This window comes from Mesorhizobium sp. f-mel, assembly GCF_053850215.1.
Window position 1 is genome coordinate 86,993 of sequence record NZ_JBSPTO010000013.1, and the last position, 17,036, is coordinate 104,028.

Below are 17,036 nucleotides of genomic sequence, written 5' to 3' on the forward strand. Positions count from 1 at the left end.
ACTCCAGTACGGCGGAAAAATCCGTCGGGCCGGGACTGTCGGTGCGAAGCTGATCAGCGGTGGGACGCCTTAGCGCGGATCAGTGCGTAGGCCATGTAGAGGTCCTGTAGGGAGATGCCGGAACTGTCGAAGACCGTGATTTCATTGTCGAAACGGCGTCCGGGCGCACGCTTTTCGATGACGTCGCCGATTGGTGTTACCGCTAGCACGCCGGCGTCGATCTCGTCGCGCAAATGTTGGAACTCGCCGATCTGGACGGACTGGGAAAGCAGATCACAAAACAGACGTGCCTTGGGAAACAATTCGCTCGGCAATTCGCGCTTGCCCGGAGCATCCGACCCCATGCTGACGATATGGGTTCGTGGCCCCACCCAAGCGGCGTCGAACAGCGGTTCGCGTGAGGGTGTCGCAGTCACCACGATGTCGGCCGCGCGCACGGCTTCTTCGGGCAAGGCCGCGCGCGCCTCCAGACCCTTTTCGCCGATCTGATCAACAAGAGCGTCGCGTCGCGGCGAAGGTCGGGCCACGACCAGCACGGTTTCGATTGGGCGGATGCGTGCCAACGCCGTCACTTCGAAGCCCGCCTGGTTGCCGGCGCCGAATATCGCCAGAACCTTGGCTTGCTTCCGCGCAAGAACATCGGCCGCAACCGCGTCAGCGGCGGCCGTCCTGTAGGCGTTGACCATGCCGGCCTCGATCACGGCGCCGAGCCGACCTGTATGCTCATCGAGCAGTACGATGGTGGAGTTGTGGCGGGGAAGGCCACGTGCCGGATTGCCCGACCAGAAGGAACCAATTTTCACTCCGGTCAGGTCGTCCGACGAACCGGATTTGATTGAGAAGGTATTGGTCGCCTCCTGTGTGCGCCCGAGAACAGCGGGAAAGACCAAGCTCTGCGGCGATGCTGCCGCCACGAGAGCCTTCCGCGCCGCATCGAAAGCAAGTTCATGCGTGACGAGGGCGGCTGACTCCTCTTCGCTGATGTAGATCATCCAAAATTCCTCCTGAGCATCAAGCCGCTCGTCGCTTCAGAGTGTTCGGCCCATGGTGTTGGTCAGGCCCGAGATCGCATCAGAGGTGTGGACGTCACGGGCGACTGGGGACCATGACGGGCGACGCAAGGTGGCAGATGAGTATTTCTCCCCCGATTTGCGCCATCTTGTATGCCGAGGGACGGGGTCAAAAAGAATGATCCTGCCGAGTTGAAAGGGCAAAACAGCAGCGAAATCTGTCCGCCGGACGCGACTCTAAGGTCCGACTTCAATCTGACTTTGGATCAAGCGACAGCGTTGCACTCATGGCCGTTGAGCATGACAGAGATATCGTCAGCGCCCCGACCGAGCTGATGAAATTCGAGACCCTCCATGTGCCAGGCGCGCTGAAGCTGTCGCAGGAGATGGCCTGGCCTTATCGCCGGGAGGACTGGGAATTTGCCGCGACGGTGGGCCAGGGCCTAGTCCTGGAGCGGGCAGGACAGGTGATCGGCACTGCCATGTCGTGGAATTACGGACAGGCCTACGCCACGGCCGGGATGATCATAGTCACTGGCTCCGCACAAGGCGGTGGCAACGGCTCCCGGCTCTTTGATGGGCTGCTTGAGGCAACGGGGGCGCGCAGCGTGTTGCTCAATTCGACCGAAGAGGGGCTAACGCTCTACAAGCGGCGCGGCTTCACGGGTTGGGGCGCCGTGCTCCAGCATCAGGGGCCACTGACCGTCGCCGTGACGCCTAATGCTCGCAACGACATCCGTCCGGCGACTGTCTCGGACCTCGCGGCGATCCAGGCCTTCGACGAACGGGCCACGGGCATGCCTCGGCCGTCGATCGTGGCCGCGCTTGCCGATGTGGGCAATGTGGGGGTCATCGACCGCGCGGGACAGGTTGCGGGCTACGCCATCGCCAGGAGGTTCGGGCGCGGCTACGTGGTCGGCCCTTGTGCAGCCGAAAGCGCCCAAGACGCGCAACTCCTGATCCTGGCCCAGCTTGCGACGCTTCATGGGCAATTCGTGCGCATCGACGTCTATGCCGAACACGGATTGGGCGACTGGCTGGAGAGCCTCGGCCTCAAGCGTGTCGGTGATGCGACCGCCATGGTCAAGGGACGGCGGCCCGTCACCGACGGACCGGCCCGCATGTATGCTTTGGCCAATCAGTCGTTCGGTTGAGGAGTGAGGATATGGGAAAGACGGGACGAACCGAAGTGCGCGGGGCGGCTGACATGATCGACGCCCTCATCACCCCGTCGCTGCTTCTGGACCGGGGACGTCTCGAGCGCAACATCCAGCGTCTGGCCGAGCGTGCTAAACGGCTTGGCGTGGTGCTGCGCCCGCACATGAAGACGGCCAAGAGCATCGACGTCGCCCAACTCGTGTTCCCCCGCGAACCCGGCCCGATCACGGTCTCGACAATCGCCGAGGCGGAATATTTCGCTGACCACGGCTTTCGCGACATGACCTATGCGGTCGGCATGTCGCCGACTTCGGCCATCCGCGCCATGGAGCTTTGTCGCCGCACGGGCGCCGATTTGAAGCTGCTGCTCGATACCGTGGACCAGGCCGGTACCTTGGCCGACGTGCGCGCGGCCACCGGCGTGACGCCGTCCGTCTTCATCGAACTGGATTGCGATGACCATCGCGGTGGATTGAAGCCGGACGATCCCAGGCTGCTTGAGGTGGCCGACAGGGTCGTCGCAGCGGGCGCCAACTTCGTCGGCGTCCTCGCCCATGCGGGCGAGTCCTATGGCTTGAGCACGCCCGATGCGCTGGTGAAGGCAGCCGAGAACGAGCGTTTGGCCACCGTGCGCGCCGCCGAAATTCTGCGCGCTCACGGTCACGCCTGCCCGATCGTCAGCCTCGGCTCGACGCCGACCGCACACTTCGCCGAGAATCTGGAAGGCATCACGGAGTTGCGTGCCGGGGTCTACATGTTCTTCGACCTCGTCCAGCACGGGGTAGGGGTCTGTGCAATCGACGATATCGCGGTTTCCGTGTTGGCCACCGTGATCGGCGTCAAACCCGAAAAAGGGTGGGTGCTGGTCGATGCAGGGTGGATGGCGCTTTCGCGCGACCGTGGAACCGCGAACCAGCAGCTCGACCAGGGTTACGGTGTGGTCTGCGACGAGAGGGGGCGGGTGCTCGAAGATTTAGTCGTGTCCCAGGCCAGCCAGGAGCACGGCATCCTCGCAGTCCGCAGCGGTTCCGGCAAGAGCATGCCCGAGCTCCCGGTCGGCACGCGGGTCCGGATCCTGCCGAACCACGCCTGCGCGATGGCCGCCCAGCATGATTTCTACAGCGTCGTCAACGGTGAGAGCCCCGAGATCGAAGCGCGGTGGGAGCGGATCCGCGGCTGGTAGGAGCTCCGATCTCCACGCTTTGCATGGCGCCCATGCAACCTGAGGCTCTGGTGATGCAAAAATGAAACTTACTTCCTACTGGCTGGACACGTCTCCGCCGTTCGACCACGGCTCGTCCAAACCCCTCGAAGGCCGCTACGACGTGGCCGTGGTGGGCGGCGGCCTGACCGGATCCTCCGCCGCGCTGGCCCTTGCCAAGAAGGGGGCCCGGGTCGCCGTGCTCGAAGCCGGAACGATCGGCAACGCCGCGTCCGGGCGCAATGGCGGCATGTGCAACAACGGCTTTGCCCAGAACTATGCGGTCATGGCCGGCAAGTACGGCAAGGATGCCGCCAACGCGATGTACAAGGTCTTCGATGCCGGCGTCGACATGGTCGAGCGGCTGGTGCAGGAAGAACGGATCGACTGCAGCTTCGCCCGGGTCGGCAAGCTTAAGCTTGCCGCCAAGCCCGAGCACTACGACATGCTGGCGCGCAGCCAGGAGCTCTTGGCGGCCAATGTCGATCCCGAAACGCGGATGATAGCCCGCGCCGACCTGCGCAGCGAGGTTGGGACCGACCGTTACCACGGGGGGCTGCTTTTTCCCAAGAGCGCCAACATGCATGTCGGTCGTTTCGTACGCGGCCTAGCAATCGCGGCGGCGCGGCGCGGCGCGGAGATCCACGAACACGCACCCGTCACGGCTCTGCGCAAGGTCGCCGACGGGCATGAGGTCGAGACCTCCAAGGGCAGGATCGTCGCGCGCCAGGTCCTGCTGGCGAGCGGCATCTCCCAGGTCGGTCCGCTCGGATGGATCCGCCGTCGCATCGTGCCGGTCGGCGCGTTCCTGATCGTGACGGAACCGCTGTCCCCTTCGAAAATCGAGCGCCTCATGCCGGCCCGTCGCAATGTCGTCGACACGCGCAACCTCGTCGTCTACTGGCGGCTGACCCCGGACAATCGCATTCTGTTCGGCGGGCGGGCCCGATTTGCGGGGTCCAACCCTCAATCAGACGAGAAAAGCGGCCGCATTCTGAAGGCGACGATGGTCGACGTCTACCCCGAACTGGCCGGCGCCCGGGTCGACTACTGCTGGGGCGGGTTGGTCGACATGACCCGCGACCGCCTGCCCCGCGCCGGAGAGCGCGACGGTATATACTACTCGATGGGATACAGCGGGCACGGCACGCATATGTCGACGCTGATGGGCAGCATCATGGCCGAGGTAATGGCCGGCCGCCCCGACCTGAACCCCTGGAAGGATTTCGACTGGCCGGCGATCCCCGGATACTTCGGGCGTCCCTGGTTCCTGCCGATCCTCGGCGCCTACTACCGCATGAAGGACCTCGTGACATGACCTCGCCCCTCGAGCACCTGTCCCGCAACGGCCACCTGGGCAGGTTCTTCATCGACGGCGAATGGCGCGAACCCAGCGGCACCGCCAGGGGCGTCGTGGTCAATCCGGCCACGGAAGACGTCGTGACCCGGTTTCCGCTGGGAAACGGCGAGGACGTGGACGCGGCCGTTTCAGAGGCCCGCCGGGCATTCGCCGCCTGGAGCCGTACCAAGCCGGAATACCGCGCGGATTTGCTCGATCGCCTGCAGGCGCTGCTCGAGGCTCGCACCGAGCTGCTTGCGCAATGCCTGACCCTCGAAATGGGCGCGGCGATCGCATATGCGCGCACCGCGCAGGTGCCGCTGGCGATCGCCCATGTGCGGGTCGCTCGCGAGGTCCTGACGGCCTTCCCCTTCGTCGAGCAGCGCGGTCACACCGCCGTCACTCGCGAACCGATCGGGGTCTGCGCGCTGATCACACCGTGGAACTGGCCGCTCTACCAGATCACCGCCAAGGTCGCGCCGGCACTCGCCGCAGGCTGCACGGTCGTGCTGAAGCCGAGCGAGCTTTCTCCGTTGAGCGCCCTCCTGTTCGCCGAGGCGATCGAAGAAGCCGGCTTCCCGGCCGGTGTCTTCAACCTCGTCAATGGCGACGGCCCTTGCGTCGGTGCGGCTCTCGCCTCCCATCCGGATGTCGACATGATTTCCATTACCGGCTCCACCCGCGCGGGCATCGCGGTGGCCCAGGCGGCAGCGCCGACGGTCAAGCGCGTCGCGCAGGAGCTCGGCGGCAAGTCGCCGAATGTGATCCTGCCAGACGCCGATCTCGATCGCGCCGTCTCGATGGGCATCGCCGCCGCCTTCCGCAATCTCGGCCAGTCGTGCAGTGCGCCGACTCGTATGATCGTGCCGCGCGCGCAGCTTTCCGAGATAGAGTCGATTGCCAAGCGGGCAGCGGACGATATCGTTGTCGGCGATCCTCTCGCGGCGACCACCACCCATGGCGCAATCGCCAACGGCGCCCAGTTCGACCGGATTCAGACGATGATCGGCGTCGGCATTTCGGAAGGCGCGAAGGTCGTCGCCGGCGGACAGGGCCGTCCCGGCGGTCTGAATGCCGGATTCTACGTCAAACCGACGATTTTTTCCGAGGTGCGCACCGGCATGCGTATTGCCCAGGAGGAGATCTTCGGCCCGGTTGTTTGCGTTATTCCTTACGAGACAGTGGAGGAGGCCGTCACCATCGCCAACGACACCGTCTATGGCCTCGGGGCGCATGTGCAGGGCAAAGACATGGACGTCGTCAAGGACGTCGCGTCGCAAATCCGCGCCGGGCAGGTGCATCTCAACTACCCGACGTGGGACCCCCACGCGCCGTTCGGCGGCTTCAAGCAATCCGGAAACGGACGCGAGTACGGTCTCGAGGGCATGCTGGAGAATCTCGAGGTCAAATCGATCCTCGGCTATTTCTAGGCGTCTTCTCGCCAGGCGCAGGGACGCGCGCCAGTGGCGCCATCTGTGCCAACAGGCTGCCTTCGGTGAGCGCGGTCTAGCCTGCGACCTTGATGAGCGCTTGCTCCATGGATGCAAGGAAGTGGTCAACATGCTCGGCTTGGCAAACGAGCGGAGGGCGCACTTTAAGTGCATCCTCATTGGCCCCTGTCGTGCTGATAAGTACGCCGTCATCCCGCATCGCGTTGACCACATCCAAAGCCATTGCACGCCGGCCCGCAGCCGGTGTGTCCTCAGGCCCCATGTCGATGCCAAAGAAAAGACCGGCGTTTCGGATCGCACGAACTCCATGATGCTGCTTTGCGATCTTTTCCAGTCCGGCTCGGAGGCGCTGGCTCATGGCAAGCGCCTTTTGGGGTATTTGGTCACGCTGCAGGATCGTTAGCACGGCGTCCGCGGTCGCTATTCCAACGGTGTTTCCGGCGAACGTGTTCGAGTAGCGCGCGGTGGCGCCAAACTGCTCCATCGGGGCTCTGCGACCAACGACGGCGCCGATTGGAAATCCGTTGCCCATCGGCTTGCCGAGGGTAACAAGATCCGGAACGATCCGGTGCCGCTCGAAGCCCCACATATGGGAGCCAGTTCGCCCGAAGCCCGGTTGAACTTCGTCGGCAATGACGAGGCCACCTGCCTCCCGCACCACCGTAGCTCCGCCGGCAATAAAACCAGGAGGATCTGCCCATACGCCATCGCTGGAAAAAATACTGTCGATGAGCAGGGCCGCAACGCCTATGTCACGACGGTTCAGATCCGTGATGGCTGATCGAATCTGTGCCTCGAAAAAGTCCGCAGCCTGGGCCTCCGGCACGCCGGCCGGCCCGGGTAGGGATACCATGCGCACGAACGGGCTGAGCTTGACGGCGTCGCCCAAGTTCGGCGAAACCGCGGCGGTAGCCGCACTCGTGCCGTGATACGCATAGGAGGAAACGATCACGCCTTCGTTGCCGCTCGCAAATCGCGCGATACGCAGGGCCAGATCGTTGGATTCACTCCCCGTGCAAGTAAAGACCACCCGGTCGAGCTCGTTTGCGAAAGTATCGACCAATCGCTCGGCATAGTCGACAAGTTTTGGCTCGAGATAGCGCGTGTTGGCACTTATCCGGCCCGCCTGCTCAGCCATTGCGGCGTTTACTTCCGGGTGGCAATGGCCGAGAGACGGCACGTTATTATAGAAGTCGAGATAGGCCCGCCCGTCAGGATCGTAGAGCCACATGCCTTCGCCGCGAACGAAGTGCACGGGCCGGCGGTACTGGAGCCGATAAGAGGCCCCCAGAACGTCGTCACGGCGAGCAATTAGCTCGGACTCGCGCCTGGGAAGATCGGATTCGCCAGGTCTGTAGCGATTTGGCATGAGATCGGTGGACATGTGCTGCTGCCTATCTGAACGAGTATCTTGATCAATTCGCGGTTCGGCGACCGTGCCTGTCGGGCGAACCGAAATGGCGTTGCAGCAGGACGACGACATTGCCGCCTGGCCGCCTCGCCCGATGCGACACCAAGAGGCGCCAAGATAGAGAGGCCGCGCTCGGCACGCGCAACGTTCTTTTTGATGTACTCGGCGTCGCCCGGAAAAGGTGGGAGCGCCAGTAATTGACCAGGATCAATGCGCTTTGTCGCGCCCGCATCAGTCCGACGAGCAGTCTTGCTTCTAGCGCCGAAATTGCAATGACAGAGGCATAGCCGGCGATAAGATGTTCGGCCCCACCCACAGGAAGGTTCGGATCCGTCACGACGTGACTTGCTGCGATCGCCAGATCCTGGATCCTTGGGGCTCCAGCAGCCATCGCCAAAATCGATGAAACCCGTTCCCTGGCCAGTCACCATCATATTGAACGGACTGGGATCATTGTGGGTGACCTGCCACGCCACATTTGAGATTTGTGGCTCAACGTACTCCACATAGTCCGCCATCGCGACGCGAACGCTATCGGCAATGCTCCCGGATGGGAGGTATTGCTCTAGTTCCATCAACCGCGACCAGCACCCGACATGCCAAAGAACGGGGCGGTGGGCCGCGGGCACATTGAGTTGCGCAAGGGCCAAGCCCAGCCTGGCCAGAGCGCTGCCAGTTTGAAAAAGCAGGTGTGGAGTGGGCACCGCCTTGTGCAGCGGAACGCCTTCAATCCGGGTCTGCAAGTACCCGCATACCCCTTCTTCCTCAAACATCAATGCGCCGCTGCTGGTGCGGAGCACTTCGGGTGCAACGAAGCCCGCGGCCCCTTGCAATCCCGCCATGGCGGCGCTTTGGAAACGAAAGCTGTCGACCGCCTCCGGTCTTGTCGAGGTCTTCAGGATCAGTCGGCGGTCGTGCGAGAGGTTGACCTCAACGGTGCGCTCGACCTCGGAGGATAATGTGGCGATGATCCCGCCAATCCGTAGTGACGCTTAAGCAATGCCGCCGACATGTCTGGTTCCGCGGAAGCCGGCCGCATGGCCAGGATTGCGGCGGCAGTGCGAAAATAGGCTTCGGTTGAGGCTGCCGCGTAAGGCAGATGGTCGCGTCCCGCAGCCATGGAGCCATTGGGCTGACCTGCTTCTTCATCGGAGACCAGATGACTACAAGCACCCAACTCGAAAGATCCTCGCCTGCTGGATATGGTGTTCTTCATGCTGCGAGAGGTGGAGCGGTCCAGCCAATAAACCCGCGCCCCATCGTCGCCCTCAGATCCCGAAAACGCCCGGTAGCTCCGTCACATCGCGGATTTCGGTGTACTCGTAATAAGGGTTGGCCGGCTCATGGCCGCGATTAACCCAGACCTTGCTCTTGACCCCTAGGTCATAGGCAGACATCAGGTCGTGGCGGAAAGACGAGGAAACGTGAGTTATGTCCTCCGGGCCGCATCCCAGCATGTCGAACATATATTCGAACGCCTTGAAGTGCGGCTTGTAAGCCCCCGCCTGTTCAGCGGTGTAGACGGCATGAAATGGCGCGCCGAGTTTTGCCACGTTCGACGGAAGTTGGGCCATCATGGAGTTCGAAAGAATAACCAGCGGAATTTCCTTGGCTAGTTTAGCCAAGCCCTCGGGAACGTCCTGATGCGGTCCCCAGGTCGGGATGCGGTTGTAGATCGTTTCAGCGTCTTCGGCACGGAATGCGACGTTGTTGCGGCGGCACGTGCGCTCCAGTGCGTTGTGAACGACATCGGCATAGGGCTTCCAGTCCTGCAACACCTCATCGAGGCGGTAGGCTTGGAAGTTTCTGATGAATTCGTCCATGCGCGGCCCATCCAGAAGATGACCGAACAGATCCCGAGCGGCTCCCGCCATTTGGAAATTGATCAGCGTGCCGTGGCAATCAAAAGTCACGTATTTCGGCCGGAAGCGATCCATGTCCTTGGTTCCTGTCAATCTGCCGTGTTAGCCGAGCATAGCCGCAGGCGTTTGGCAGAATGTGCCGCAATACATGGTCGTTCGGCAGAAGGGCCCTCCGGTCTACCGCAAGCCCAGCACGATCTTCCGCACTGTTTCTTTCGCCCCTCCTGAGCCGAAACCGACCTGTAGCGCTCGCACAGTGTGCTGAGCCGAGCCGAATAGATCAGGGGTCGTAGTCAGTTCGGCCCGCGTCCGATTATCGCTCGATAGGCACGCCAACCCCTGGCCAAGGCCCATCCTTCGTGTTCGCGGGCGACTGCGGAACTCCAAGACCGATATTAGGCGCAAAGCTGACCAATCGGGCGGTCCTTTGGCCCAAAGCCACACTGGTCATCAATGACGCCGCCTCGAATGCATCCGTTGCACTATACGGGACATACTCGAAGCGCCGACACGGCAAACCAAACCTTGGTGATTGCGCGGTGAGACGCGTGAAGCCCCGCCGACCGTTCCCCGACGTAATCCGGTCGCGATCGAACGTGCGCCTTTCAGCGGGATACCGCCTCGAGTGACCGTGCACACTCAGGTGGCCAAATGCGGGCGCTAGTTCCGCGTCGGAGACGTTTGTGTCGCTGTTCAGCGTGCTCTTGGATATGATATGGCAATTACTTATCAGCCGGTCCAGTGGGGCATTGGACCGACTGAGAGCAAAAAAGTGTAACGAAATGAAATCCTTAGACAGGCGATTTGCCATTGCACCTATGATGGACTGGACGGACCGCCATTGCCGGTTCCTCCATCGCCAGTTGACGCGCCGGGCATTGCTCTACACCGAGATGGTGGTGGCCGACGCGGTCATCCAGGGCGCGCGTGAGCGCTTGCTCGGCTTCGATGATACGGAACATCCGGTCGCGTTGCAGCTTGGTGGCTCCGATCCGCAGAAACTTGCCGAGGCGGCGCGCATCGGCGAGGCCTTCGGCTATGACGAGATCAACCTCAATGTCGGCTGCCCGTCCGACCGCGTCCAGTCGGGTACGTTCGGCGCTTGCCTGATGAAAGCACCAGTCCTTGTCGCCGATTGCGTGGCGGAGATGAAGGCTGCTGTCAGCATCCCCGTCACCGTCAAATGCCGCATCGGTGTCGACGAGCAGGATCCTGAGCCGGCGCTCGATGCGCTGGCGGACGGCGTTTTCGCGGCCGGCGCAGATGCGCTGTGGGTGCATGCCCGCAAAGCGTGGCTGGAAGGACTGAGCCCGAAGGAAAACCGCGACATCCCGCCGCTCGACTACAACAGGGTGTATCGGCTGAAGGCCAAAAATCCGAACAAATTCATCGGCATCAACGGCGGCATTCAGTCGGTAGACGAAGCGCTTCGCCATCTCGATCATGTCGATGGTGCCATGCTTGGACGCAGCGCCTATCACACGCCGGGCATTCTGGCAGGCGTCGACGCCACTTTTTACGGTGACAAACCCAACCCGTTCGATTTTGCCGCGCTGATCGATGCCATGGCGGATTATGCGGCGCGCCATATTGAGCGGGGCGGGCGGCTTGGCCATGTCACCCGTCACATGGTCGGCCTGTTCCACGGTCTGCCCGGTGCGCGCCGTTACCGGCAGATCCTTTCGACCGATGCGACAAGGCCCGGCGCCGGACCGGATGTGCTGAAGGCGGCTTTCGCTGCAGTCGATTTTAGCGGGACGGACGCCGAAGCAGCCTGACTGTTCAGTCGAGCAAGATTATGCGTTCGCTTGCGTGTCTTCCGCGGTCTGTTCAGCAACCAGAGGACCGTCGATAGCTCGGGCAGACCTAGTCAAGCTAAGCAGAGCTCGCCCGCTCGGCGTGCTGCATTTCTTCTTTGATCGCGTGCGACATGGATCGAGTGCGCAGCGCATCGCGCTTCGGCGGCGCCTGGAATGTGCGGCGATATTCGTGGGTGAATTGCGAGATGCTCTCGTAGCCCACCTCGAACCCGGCGCTGGTTGCCGAAAAGCCTTCATCGAGCATGAGGCGGCGTGCTTCGATTAGGCGAAGCCGCTTCTGGTATTGTCCCGGCGTCAGCGAAGTCATGTGCTTGAAGTGCTTGTGGAAGGCCGTGAGGCTCATCGCCGCTGCCGCCGCCAAGCGCTCGACGGGAACACGCGATCGATACTCGGTTCTAAGAATCGCGATGGCCGCAGTGAGACGGCTTGCGTGACTGTCCGGATCCGCCAGCGACCGCAGGGCTGCGCCGTGCTGACCGGAGAGGAGCCAATAATGCAGCTCATGCATGATTCCGGGGCGCAGGAGCGAAATGGAATCCGGTCGGTCCAGCAAGCGCATCAGCCGCACTGCGCAATCCAGAATCGCGGCTTTGGTGTCCTCAACGAACAAGGTGCGTGTCTCTGACGGGCGCTGCGCACGCACGCTGCCCAACTGCGCCGCGACCTCGCGCAGGAGCGTCATCTCGAGTTCGACCGCGACGGCCAGATAAGGCTCGCGCTGGCTTGCCTGCACGATGCGTCCGGCGACCGGCATGTCCGCGCTCACGATCACGGACTGCCCGGCGGTGAAGACTTGCTGCTCCCTGCCCACGGTCATCAGCTTAGCGCCCTGCAGAACCAGACAAACCAGCGGCCGATAGACCGAATGCAAGTCGCGATGTGGTGACTCGACGCACATCATCCGCAGACCCGGCACTGGCGTCAGCGCCAGGCCATCTCGGTTTGCATGGCGGGCGGCATAGGTCTGAACGGCATGTTTGAGGACGTCCATGCAATGTCTCCTGCAGCGGCGCGATCCTGGCGATCCTAGCATGCGGGCGGACAAACATCACCTGGGCTGCAGGATCGAGCAAGTTTTGCGCATGCGTTGGCAAGCTGTCGACCGCATCGCCCGGTAGGAAATGTCCCAACCGAACAAGCCCGCTCGACAAGGAAGGGAATTCATATGTCTGGACAGAATGAAGTACCGAGACGAGCCGTGCTGGCGGCTGTCGCCATGGCTCCCGTAGCACTCGCGGTGGGCGCCGCCGCAATCGCGGCGCTCTGCAGCGGGGAGGGTGCCTGGATCAACGGGCAGACGGTATTCGCAAACGGCGGGATCGTTTGACCCGATTGGCTGGAATAGATGGAGCACAGAACGATGAAAATGATGGGAAACACCATCCTCATCACCGGCGGCGGATCCGGGATCGGGCGGGAACTGGCGCTGCGCTTCAATGCGCTTGGAAACACTGTGATCATCGCGGGACGGCGCAAGGAGGCGCTCGAGCGGACGATCGCCGGGCGTGAAGGCATGCACGCCATGGTCGGGAATGTTGAAGATCCGGAAGCAATCGCAGCATTTGCCAAGCGCGTAGTCGCCGAGCACCCGGCGCTCAACGTGCTCATCAACAATGCCGGCATCATGCGCCGCGAGGATCTGACCAGGACCCGCGATCTGCGCGACGCGGAGGAGACGATCGTCACCAACTTGTTCGGGCCGATCCGCCTCAGCAATGCGCTAATCGAGCATCTGGCGGCCCGGCAAAATGCCGTGATCGTCAACGTCTCGTCAGGCCTGGCCTTCGTGCCGCTGACTGGCACGCCGACCTACAATGCCAGCAAGGCGGCGATCCATTCCTATACGGTGTCGTTGCGCGAGCAACTCAGGGGCAAGATCGAAGTGATCGAGCTTGCGCCGCCCGCGGTTCGCACCGAACTCACGCCCGGCCAGTCGAGGCGCGAGGAGTATATGCCGCTCAACGCGTTCATTGACGAGGCGATGGCGTTGTTCAGCCGGGAGCCGACCCCCAAGGAGATACTGGTGGAGCGCGTGGGCTTCCTGCGCTGGGCGGAGCGGGACGGCCGGTTTGATCAAGCGGTCGAGATGCTCAACGCTCACTGAGCGGCGCCGAAGCAGCCTGACTGTTCAATCGCGCAAGATCATGCGGTCGCCGCGCACGTCGAAACCGGACAGTGAGCCGATGAAATTCATGCCGAGCAGGCTCTGGCCGAGCATGCCGGGCGCGGCGATCATGACCGGCATGTCCTTGCGCACGATCCCGCCGATCGCCAATTCGTCGGTTCTCACAGCGGCGGCGCGCGCCATGCCGTTGGCGGTGGAAACCGGTATGGTGAAATTGAGAGCGGCTGGATTAAACCCGGCCGCTTGCGCGTCTTGCGCGGTCAGCACGGTGCTGGTTGCGCCGGTATCGACCACGGCCCGGACCGGCGTGCCGTTGACCATGATGCGCGCTTCGAAATGGCCATTGCCGGCCTTGTCCAGGGTCACCGTGGCATGGCCGTCCTCAAGGCCCAATGCCAGCGGACTGCCGGGAACAAGGCCGGCCGTTACTCGGCTGGCGAAATCCTGCAATTCATAACGATATTGGTAGCCGGCGATCAGTGCGAGAACGATGACGGCCCAGGTGCCCAGATTGCGGGCCATCGCGCCTAAGGGACGGCCTGATCTGAGCAGGCCGGCGCCGATGAGCGCGACCAATGCGCCAAGCCAGATCAGCCGGCTGAAATCGTAATTCTCGACGCCGAATGTGCTGCCGGCGGAATCGTTGAGCATGAGCAGGACCACGCCTGCCCCGATCGCGATCATCAAAACCCAGTAAAATCGGTTCATATGTGGCTCACGAGAGAGCGTCGCGTTCGCGCGCGAGGCGGGTGCGGCGCGTTTCCCGGCGCGGTCTGCGTTCAACCGTTTCAAGCCGGGCCGGCAGCTCGGCCATGACGCTGCGGCGGATTTCAGGGGTCATGTCGATCCAGGCGCCGATTTCCTCGCGCGTACGGCCGCAACCGAAGCAGAAGCCGGTTTTCATATCGATCGAACAGACCAGGATGCATGGGGATTCGATGGCCGTCATGATATTCTCTCAGGGTTCCGCCAGGAATCCCTTGTCTCGCTTCCACATGGTGTAACGGCAAGGCCAATGCAAGCCCTCCGGAATGCGCCGCCGGCAACCGCTTTCGCGTCAATGCAGGCAGTTGTGCCGGCCGAGCAAGGCGGCTATGCCGCTCGCCAACTCTGGGAACGATCACCAACGACATGACCAGCGCGCTGCCCTTCGACGATTTTCGCAATCTTCTGGCGACCCTGCCGCCGGCCGACACGGCGGCCGAAGGTCGCGTCCGCTCGCTGTTTGCCAAGGCCGACAAACCCAAAGGCTCGCTCGGCCGCATCGAGGACATCGCCGCGTGGCTCGCCGCCTGGAGCGGCCATGCGCCGCCGGCAGTGAACCGGCCCCTGGTGGCGATCTTCGCCGGCAATCATGGCGTCGCTCGGCACGGCGTTTCGCCACGGCCTGTCGCTGCCACGGCGAACGCGGTAGAGCATTGCGCGGCCGGGGGTGCGGCGGTCAACCAGATCTGCATTGCCAATGATCTCGGGCTGAAAGTGTTCGATCTTGCGCTGCACATTCCGACCGCCGACATCACCGAGGACGCAGCACTTGACGAGCGCGGCTGCGCTGCCACCATGGCGTTCGGTATGGAGGCGATCGCCGGCGGCACCGATCTGCTTTGCCTTGGCGACCTCGGCGTCGGCAATTCCACCGTTGCAGCGACTTTATTTGCCGCACTGTTTGGCGGCAAGGGCGCCGATTGGGTCGGATCCGGATCGGGCGCCGATGCATCGATGCGGGCGCGCAAGGCGAAAGTGGTCGATGCCGCGCTAAGCTTCCACGGCACGGGTCTCAGGGACCCGCTGGAAGCGTTGCGGCGAGTCGGCGGCCGTGAGTTCGCAGCGATTGCCGGCGCCATCCTCGCCGCCCGGATGCAGAAGATACCCGTACTGCTCGATGGATTGGTGGCGACCGCCGCCGCCGCGACGCTGCATGCTGCCAACCCCGCCGCGCTCGACCATTGCCTTCTTGCCAGCCTGTCGCCAGAGCCTGCGCATGCTCGGGCCGCCGAGCGACTCGGCTTGCGCCCGCTGCTTGATCTCGGCGTAAGCCACGGCGAGGGGGCAGGGGCGGCACTTGCCGCGGGCCTGGTCAAAGCCGCTGCGCTCACCAGTTCGGGCATGGCGGCGGCGGTTCATTAAGCGTCTATCGCCGGCGCGCAGCAACGGCTTTAGTCGGCAGCGCCGGCAATTCCTCCATCACCCGGCTCAATGGGAAGATGGCGATCGCCTCGGTGCCTTCGCGCAGTTTGGAATGGAGTTCGAACTCGCCGCCATGCATGGCGAGCAGGCTTTGGACGATCGGCAGGCCAAGCCCGGTGCCTTGTTCGGCGCTCTTGATAGCGATGGAGCCCTGACCGAAGGCGGACAGCACGACCGGAATCTCGTCTTCCGGTATGCCAGGCCCATTGTCTTTGACGGAAAGGTATTGGCCGCCGCCCGCCGTCCAGCCGACGCGCACGCGGATCTCGCCGCCAGTTCCGGTGAACTTGATGGCGTTCGACAAAAGATTGAGCGCGATTTGTCGCACCGCGCGTTCGTCGGCGAACAGGCGCGGCAAGGCGCTTTCGAAATCCTGGACGATACGGATGTCCTTGTTGCGCGCCTTCAGCTCCATCATGTGACAGCAATCCTCCACGACGGAAAGCAGCATCATCGGCTCTTCATTGAGCTGATAGCGGCCGGCTTCGATGCGCGACAGGTCGAGGATTTCGTTGATCAGGTCGAGCAGATGCTGGCCAGAGTCGTGGACGTCGCGAGCATAGTCGCGATAGGTCGGGTTGCTCATCGGGCCGAGCACCTCGTTCGCCATCACCTCGGAGAACCCGAGAATGGCGTTGAGCGGCGTCCGCAACTCGTGGCTCATCGAGGCCAAAAACCGCGACTTTGCCAGATTGGCGTCCTCCGCCCGTCGCCGCGCTTCGTCCGACATCGATTTCGCGGTGTCCAATTCGGCGATCAGCGCATCCTTCTCGGAGCGGAACGAGAGCAACATCAAGGACGAGCGATTGAGCTGGCGCGCCACATAGGCGAAGAAGGGCAGCGAGACGATCAGCAACCCGGCCATGATCAGTTCTGCCGGCATCCACTGGCTGGCGCCGGCATGGGCATAGGCCGCCACCGGAACGGCGAAGGTCGCCAGCAACGCACCGCGCAGCGATGACGCCGTGATCGCGGTCGCCGCCATGGCCAGCAGCACCACCACCGCCTTGATCAGCTGAAACTGCTCGACCTGGCAAGCATCGCAACCGAGCCAGGCGAACCAGGCCCAGCCCAGGCCGCAAAGGAAATGGCCTATCAGGAAATCACCGTGCGTTTGCAGCGGGTTGAGTTCGGCAGCTTCCGTTCGGTCGACGCGCCTCGCCATGAACACGACGATCGTGTAGCAGATGAGTGTAAAAAGGGCCCAGACGCCAATTTCCTTACCCACTCCAGCAAACAGACCCGTCGCGGCGGCCGCCAGGACGAGAAGCGGAACGATGATCGCGCCGCCTAACATCGAACGGGCGTGGAGTTTCAAAAGCTCGCGGTCGAAATCAGGATTTCCGACCTGCTGCGAAAGACGGTCGCGCGTCTTGCGCACCGCACGCGCCACATCGCTGTTGCGATGGGGTTTCCGGCGGTCCACAATAAACTTGTCCGCTGTGGTCGAGCGTTGCAAGGGCATGGAGACT

The 17,036-nt window shown here is 62.9% G+C and carries 15 protein-coding genes; 7 read left to right on the top strand and 8 right to left on the bottom strand.

Annotated elements, in window-relative coordinates; all coding sequences use genetic code 11:
- Positions 1 to 53 precede the first annotated feature (53 nt).
- Positions 54 to 992, bottom strand: coding sequence for an ornithine cyclodeaminase family protein (locus ACWUKX_RS17515; RefSeq protein ID WP_456008123.1), 939 nt, complete (start codon positions 990 to 992; stop codon positions 54 to 56).
- Between the two features lie 305 nt (positions 993 to 1,297).
- Here ACWUKX_RS17515 and ACWUKX_RS17520 point away from each other — a divergent pair, with 305 nt between their 5' ends.
- The 4 genes from ACWUKX_RS17520 to ACWUKX_RS17535 all read left to right on the top strand — a co-directional run bounded on the left by ACWUKX_RS17520 (position 1,298) and on the right by ACWUKX_RS17535 (position 6,138).
- A complete protein-coding gene (locus ACWUKX_RS17520) occupies positions 1,298 to 2,164 on the top strand; it encodes a GNAT family N-acetyltransferase (protein ID WP_456008124.1) in 867 nt (288 codons plus the stop codon).
- 53 nt (positions 2,165 to 2,217) lie between these two features.
- Positions 2,218 to 3,351, top strand: a complete 1,134-nt coding sequence (locus tag ACWUKX_RS17525; protein ID WP_456008126.1) for an alanine racemase — start codon at positions 2,218 to 2,220, stop codon at positions 3,349 to 3,351.
- A 61-nt stretch (positions 3,352 to 3,412) separates the two neighbouring features.
- Positions 3,413 to 4,687: an NAD(P)/FAD-dependent oxidoreductase gene (locus tag ACWUKX_RS17530; RefSeq protein ID WP_456008127.1), complete on the top strand. Its 1,275-nt coding sequence runs from the start codon at positions 3,413 to 3,415 to the stop codon at positions 4,685 to 4,687.
- Complete coding sequence (locus ACWUKX_RS17535) at positions 4,684 to 6,138, top strand: aldehyde dehydrogenase family protein (protein WP_456008128.1); 1,455 nt, start codon at positions 4,684 to 4,686, stop codon at positions 6,136 to 6,138. Before ACWUKX_RS17530 ends, ACWUKX_RS17535 begins: the two co-directional genes overlap by 4 nt.
- A gap of 76 nt (positions 6,139 to 6,214) precedes the next feature.
- On the opposite strand, the gene ACWUKX_RS17540 is transcribed toward ACWUKX_RS17535, so the two are convergent.
- From ACWUKX_RS17540 to ACWUKX_RS17550, 3 genes are all read right to left on the bottom strand, one after another.
- Complete coding sequence (locus ACWUKX_RS17540) at positions 6,215 to 7,543, bottom strand: aspartate aminotransferase family protein (protein ID WP_456008130.1); 1,329 nt, start codon at positions 7,541 to 7,543, stop codon at positions 6,215 to 6,217.
- Positions 7,471 to 8,550: a phosphotransferase enzyme family protein gene (locus ACWUKX_RS17545; protein WP_456008194.1), complete on the bottom strand. Its 1,080-nt coding sequence runs from the start codon at positions 8,548 to 8,550 to the stop codon at positions 7,471 to 7,473. Before ACWUKX_RS17545 ends, ACWUKX_RS17540 begins: the two co-directional genes overlap by 73 nt.
- 288 nt (positions 8,551 to 8,838) lie before the next feature.
- Positions 8,839 to 9,507 carry a haloacid dehalogenase type II gene (locus ACWUKX_RS17550; RefSeq protein WP_456008132.1) on the bottom strand — a complete coding sequence of 223 codons (669 nt, stop codon included), beginning with the start codon at positions 9,505 to 9,507 and terminating at the stop codon, positions 8,839 to 8,841.
- A 707-nt stretch (positions 9,508 to 10,214) separates the two neighbouring features.
- Between ACWUKX_RS17550 and dusA the strand changes: the two genes are divergently transcribed.
- Positions 10,215 to 11,210 (top strand): tRNA dihydrouridine(20/20a) synthase DusA, encoded by a 996-nt coding sequence (dusA, locus tag ACWUKX_RS17555; protein ID WP_456008133.1) that lies wholly within the window; start codon positions 10,215 to 10,217, stop codon positions 11,208 to 11,210.
- Between the two features lie 97 nt (positions 11,211 to 11,307).
- On the opposite strand, the gene ACWUKX_RS17560 is transcribed toward dusA, so the two are convergent.
- On the bottom strand, positions 11,308 to 12,243 hold the full coding sequence (locus tag ACWUKX_RS17560) for an AraC family transcriptional regulator N-terminal domain-containing protein (RefSeq protein WP_456008134.1): 936 nt from the start codon (positions 12,241 to 12,243) through the stop codon (positions 11,308 to 11,310).
- Positions 12,244 to 12,612: 369 nt separating this feature from the next.
- On the opposite strand from ACWUKX_RS17560, the gene ACWUKX_RS17565 reads away from it, so the two are divergent.
- The gene (locus ACWUKX_RS17565) at positions 12,613 to 13,356 is read left to right on the top strand and encodes an SDR family oxidoreductase (protein WP_456008135.1); all 744 of its coding nucleotides are present in this window, start codon (positions 12,613 to 12,615) and stop codon (positions 13,354 to 13,356) included.
- Positions 13,357 to 13,380: 24 nt separating this feature from the next.
- Here the strand turns inward: ACWUKX_RS17565 and ACWUKX_RS17570 are convergent, their stop codons facing one another.
- Together ACWUKX_RS17570 and ACWUKX_RS17575 are read right to left on the bottom strand one after the other, a co-directional pair.
- Positions 13,381 to 14,085, bottom strand: a complete 705-nt coding sequence (locus tag ACWUKX_RS17570) for a TIGR02281 family clan AA aspartic protease (RefSeq protein ID WP_127208293.1) — start codon at positions 14,083 to 14,085, stop codon at positions 13,381 to 13,383.
- A 7-nt stretch (positions 14,086 to 14,092) separates the two neighbouring features.
- A complete protein-coding gene (locus ACWUKX_RS17575) occupies positions 14,093 to 14,326 on the bottom strand; it encodes a DUF1289 domain-containing protein (protein ID WP_127208292.1) in 234 nt (77 codons plus the stop codon).
- Between the two features lie 182 nt (positions 14,327 to 14,508).
- On the opposite strand from ACWUKX_RS17575, the gene ACWUKX_RS17580 reads away from it, so the two are divergent.
- Entirely contained in the window at positions 14,509 to 15,504 is a 996-nt protein-coding gene (locus ACWUKX_RS17580) for a nicotinate-nucleotide--dimethylbenzimidazole phosphoribosyltransferase (RefSeq protein ID WP_456008136.1), read from the top strand.
- A 4-nt stretch (positions 15,505 to 15,508) separates the two neighbouring features.
- Here the strand turns inward: ACWUKX_RS17580 and ACWUKX_RS17585 are convergent, their stop codons facing one another.
- A complete protein-coding gene (locus ACWUKX_RS17585) occupies positions 15,509 to 17,029 on the bottom strand; it encodes a sensor histidine kinase (protein ID WP_456008138.1) in 1,521 nt (506 codons plus the stop codon).
- Positions 17,030 to 17,036: the final 7 nt, after the last annotated feature.

Bases quoted from the DNA above. Each gene is read 5' to 3' on its own strand.
- ACWUKX_RS17525 (WP_456008126.1), top strand. From the start codon at position 2,218: ATGATCGACGCCCTCATCACCCCGTCGCTGCTTCTGGACCGGGGACGT.
- ACWUKX_RS17515 (WP_456008123.1), bottom strand. From the start codon at position 992: ATGATCTACATCAGCGAAGAGGAGTCAGCCGCCCTCGTCACGCATGAA.
- ACWUKX_RS17530 (WP_456008127.1), top strand. From the start codon at position 3,413: ATGAAACTTACTTCCTACTGGCTGGACACGTCTCCGCCGTTCGACCAC.
- ACWUKX_RS17575 (WP_127208292.1), bottom strand. From the start codon at position 14,326: ATGACGGCCATCGAATCCCCATGCATCCTGGTCTGTTCGATCGATATG.
- dusA (WP_456008133.1), top strand. From the start codon at position 10,215: ATGAAATCCTTAGACAGGCGATTTGCCATTGCACCTATGATGGACTGG.
- ACWUKX_RS17580 (WP_456008136.1), top strand. From the start codon at position 14,509: ATGACCAGCGCGCTGCCCTTCGACGATTTTCGCAATCTTCTGGCGACC.
- ACWUKX_RS17585 (WP_456008138.1), bottom strand. From the start codon at position 17,029: ATGCCCTTGCAACGCTCGACCACAGCGGACAAGTTTATTGTGGACCGC.
- ACWUKX_RS17570 (WP_127208293.1), bottom strand. From the start codon at position 14,085: ATGAACCGATTTTACTGGGTTTTGATGATCGCGATCGGGGCAGGCGTG.
- ACWUKX_RS17535 (WP_456008128.1), top strand. From the start codon at position 4,684: ATGACCTCGCCCCTCGAGCACCTGTCCCGCAACGGCCACCTGGGCAGG.
- ACWUKX_RS17560 (WP_456008134.1), bottom strand. From the start codon at position 12,243: ATGGACGTCCTCAAACATGCCGTTCAGACCTATGCCGCCCGCCATGCA.
- ACWUKX_RS17520 (WP_456008124.1), top strand. From the start codon at position 1,298: ATGGCCGTTGAGCATGACAGAGATATCGTCAGCGCCCCGACCGAGCTG.
- ACWUKX_RS17540 (WP_456008130.1), bottom strand. From the start codon at position 7,543: ATGTCCACCGATCTCATGCCAAATCGCTACAGACCTGGCGAATCCGAT.
- ACWUKX_RS17550 (WP_456008132.1), bottom strand. From the start codon at position 9,507: ATGGATCGCTTCCGGCCGAAATACGTGACTTTTGATTGCCACGGCACG.
- ACWUKX_RS17565 (WP_456008135.1), top strand. From the start codon at position 12,613: ATGAAAATGATGGGAAACACCATCCTCATCACCGGCGGCGGATCCGGG.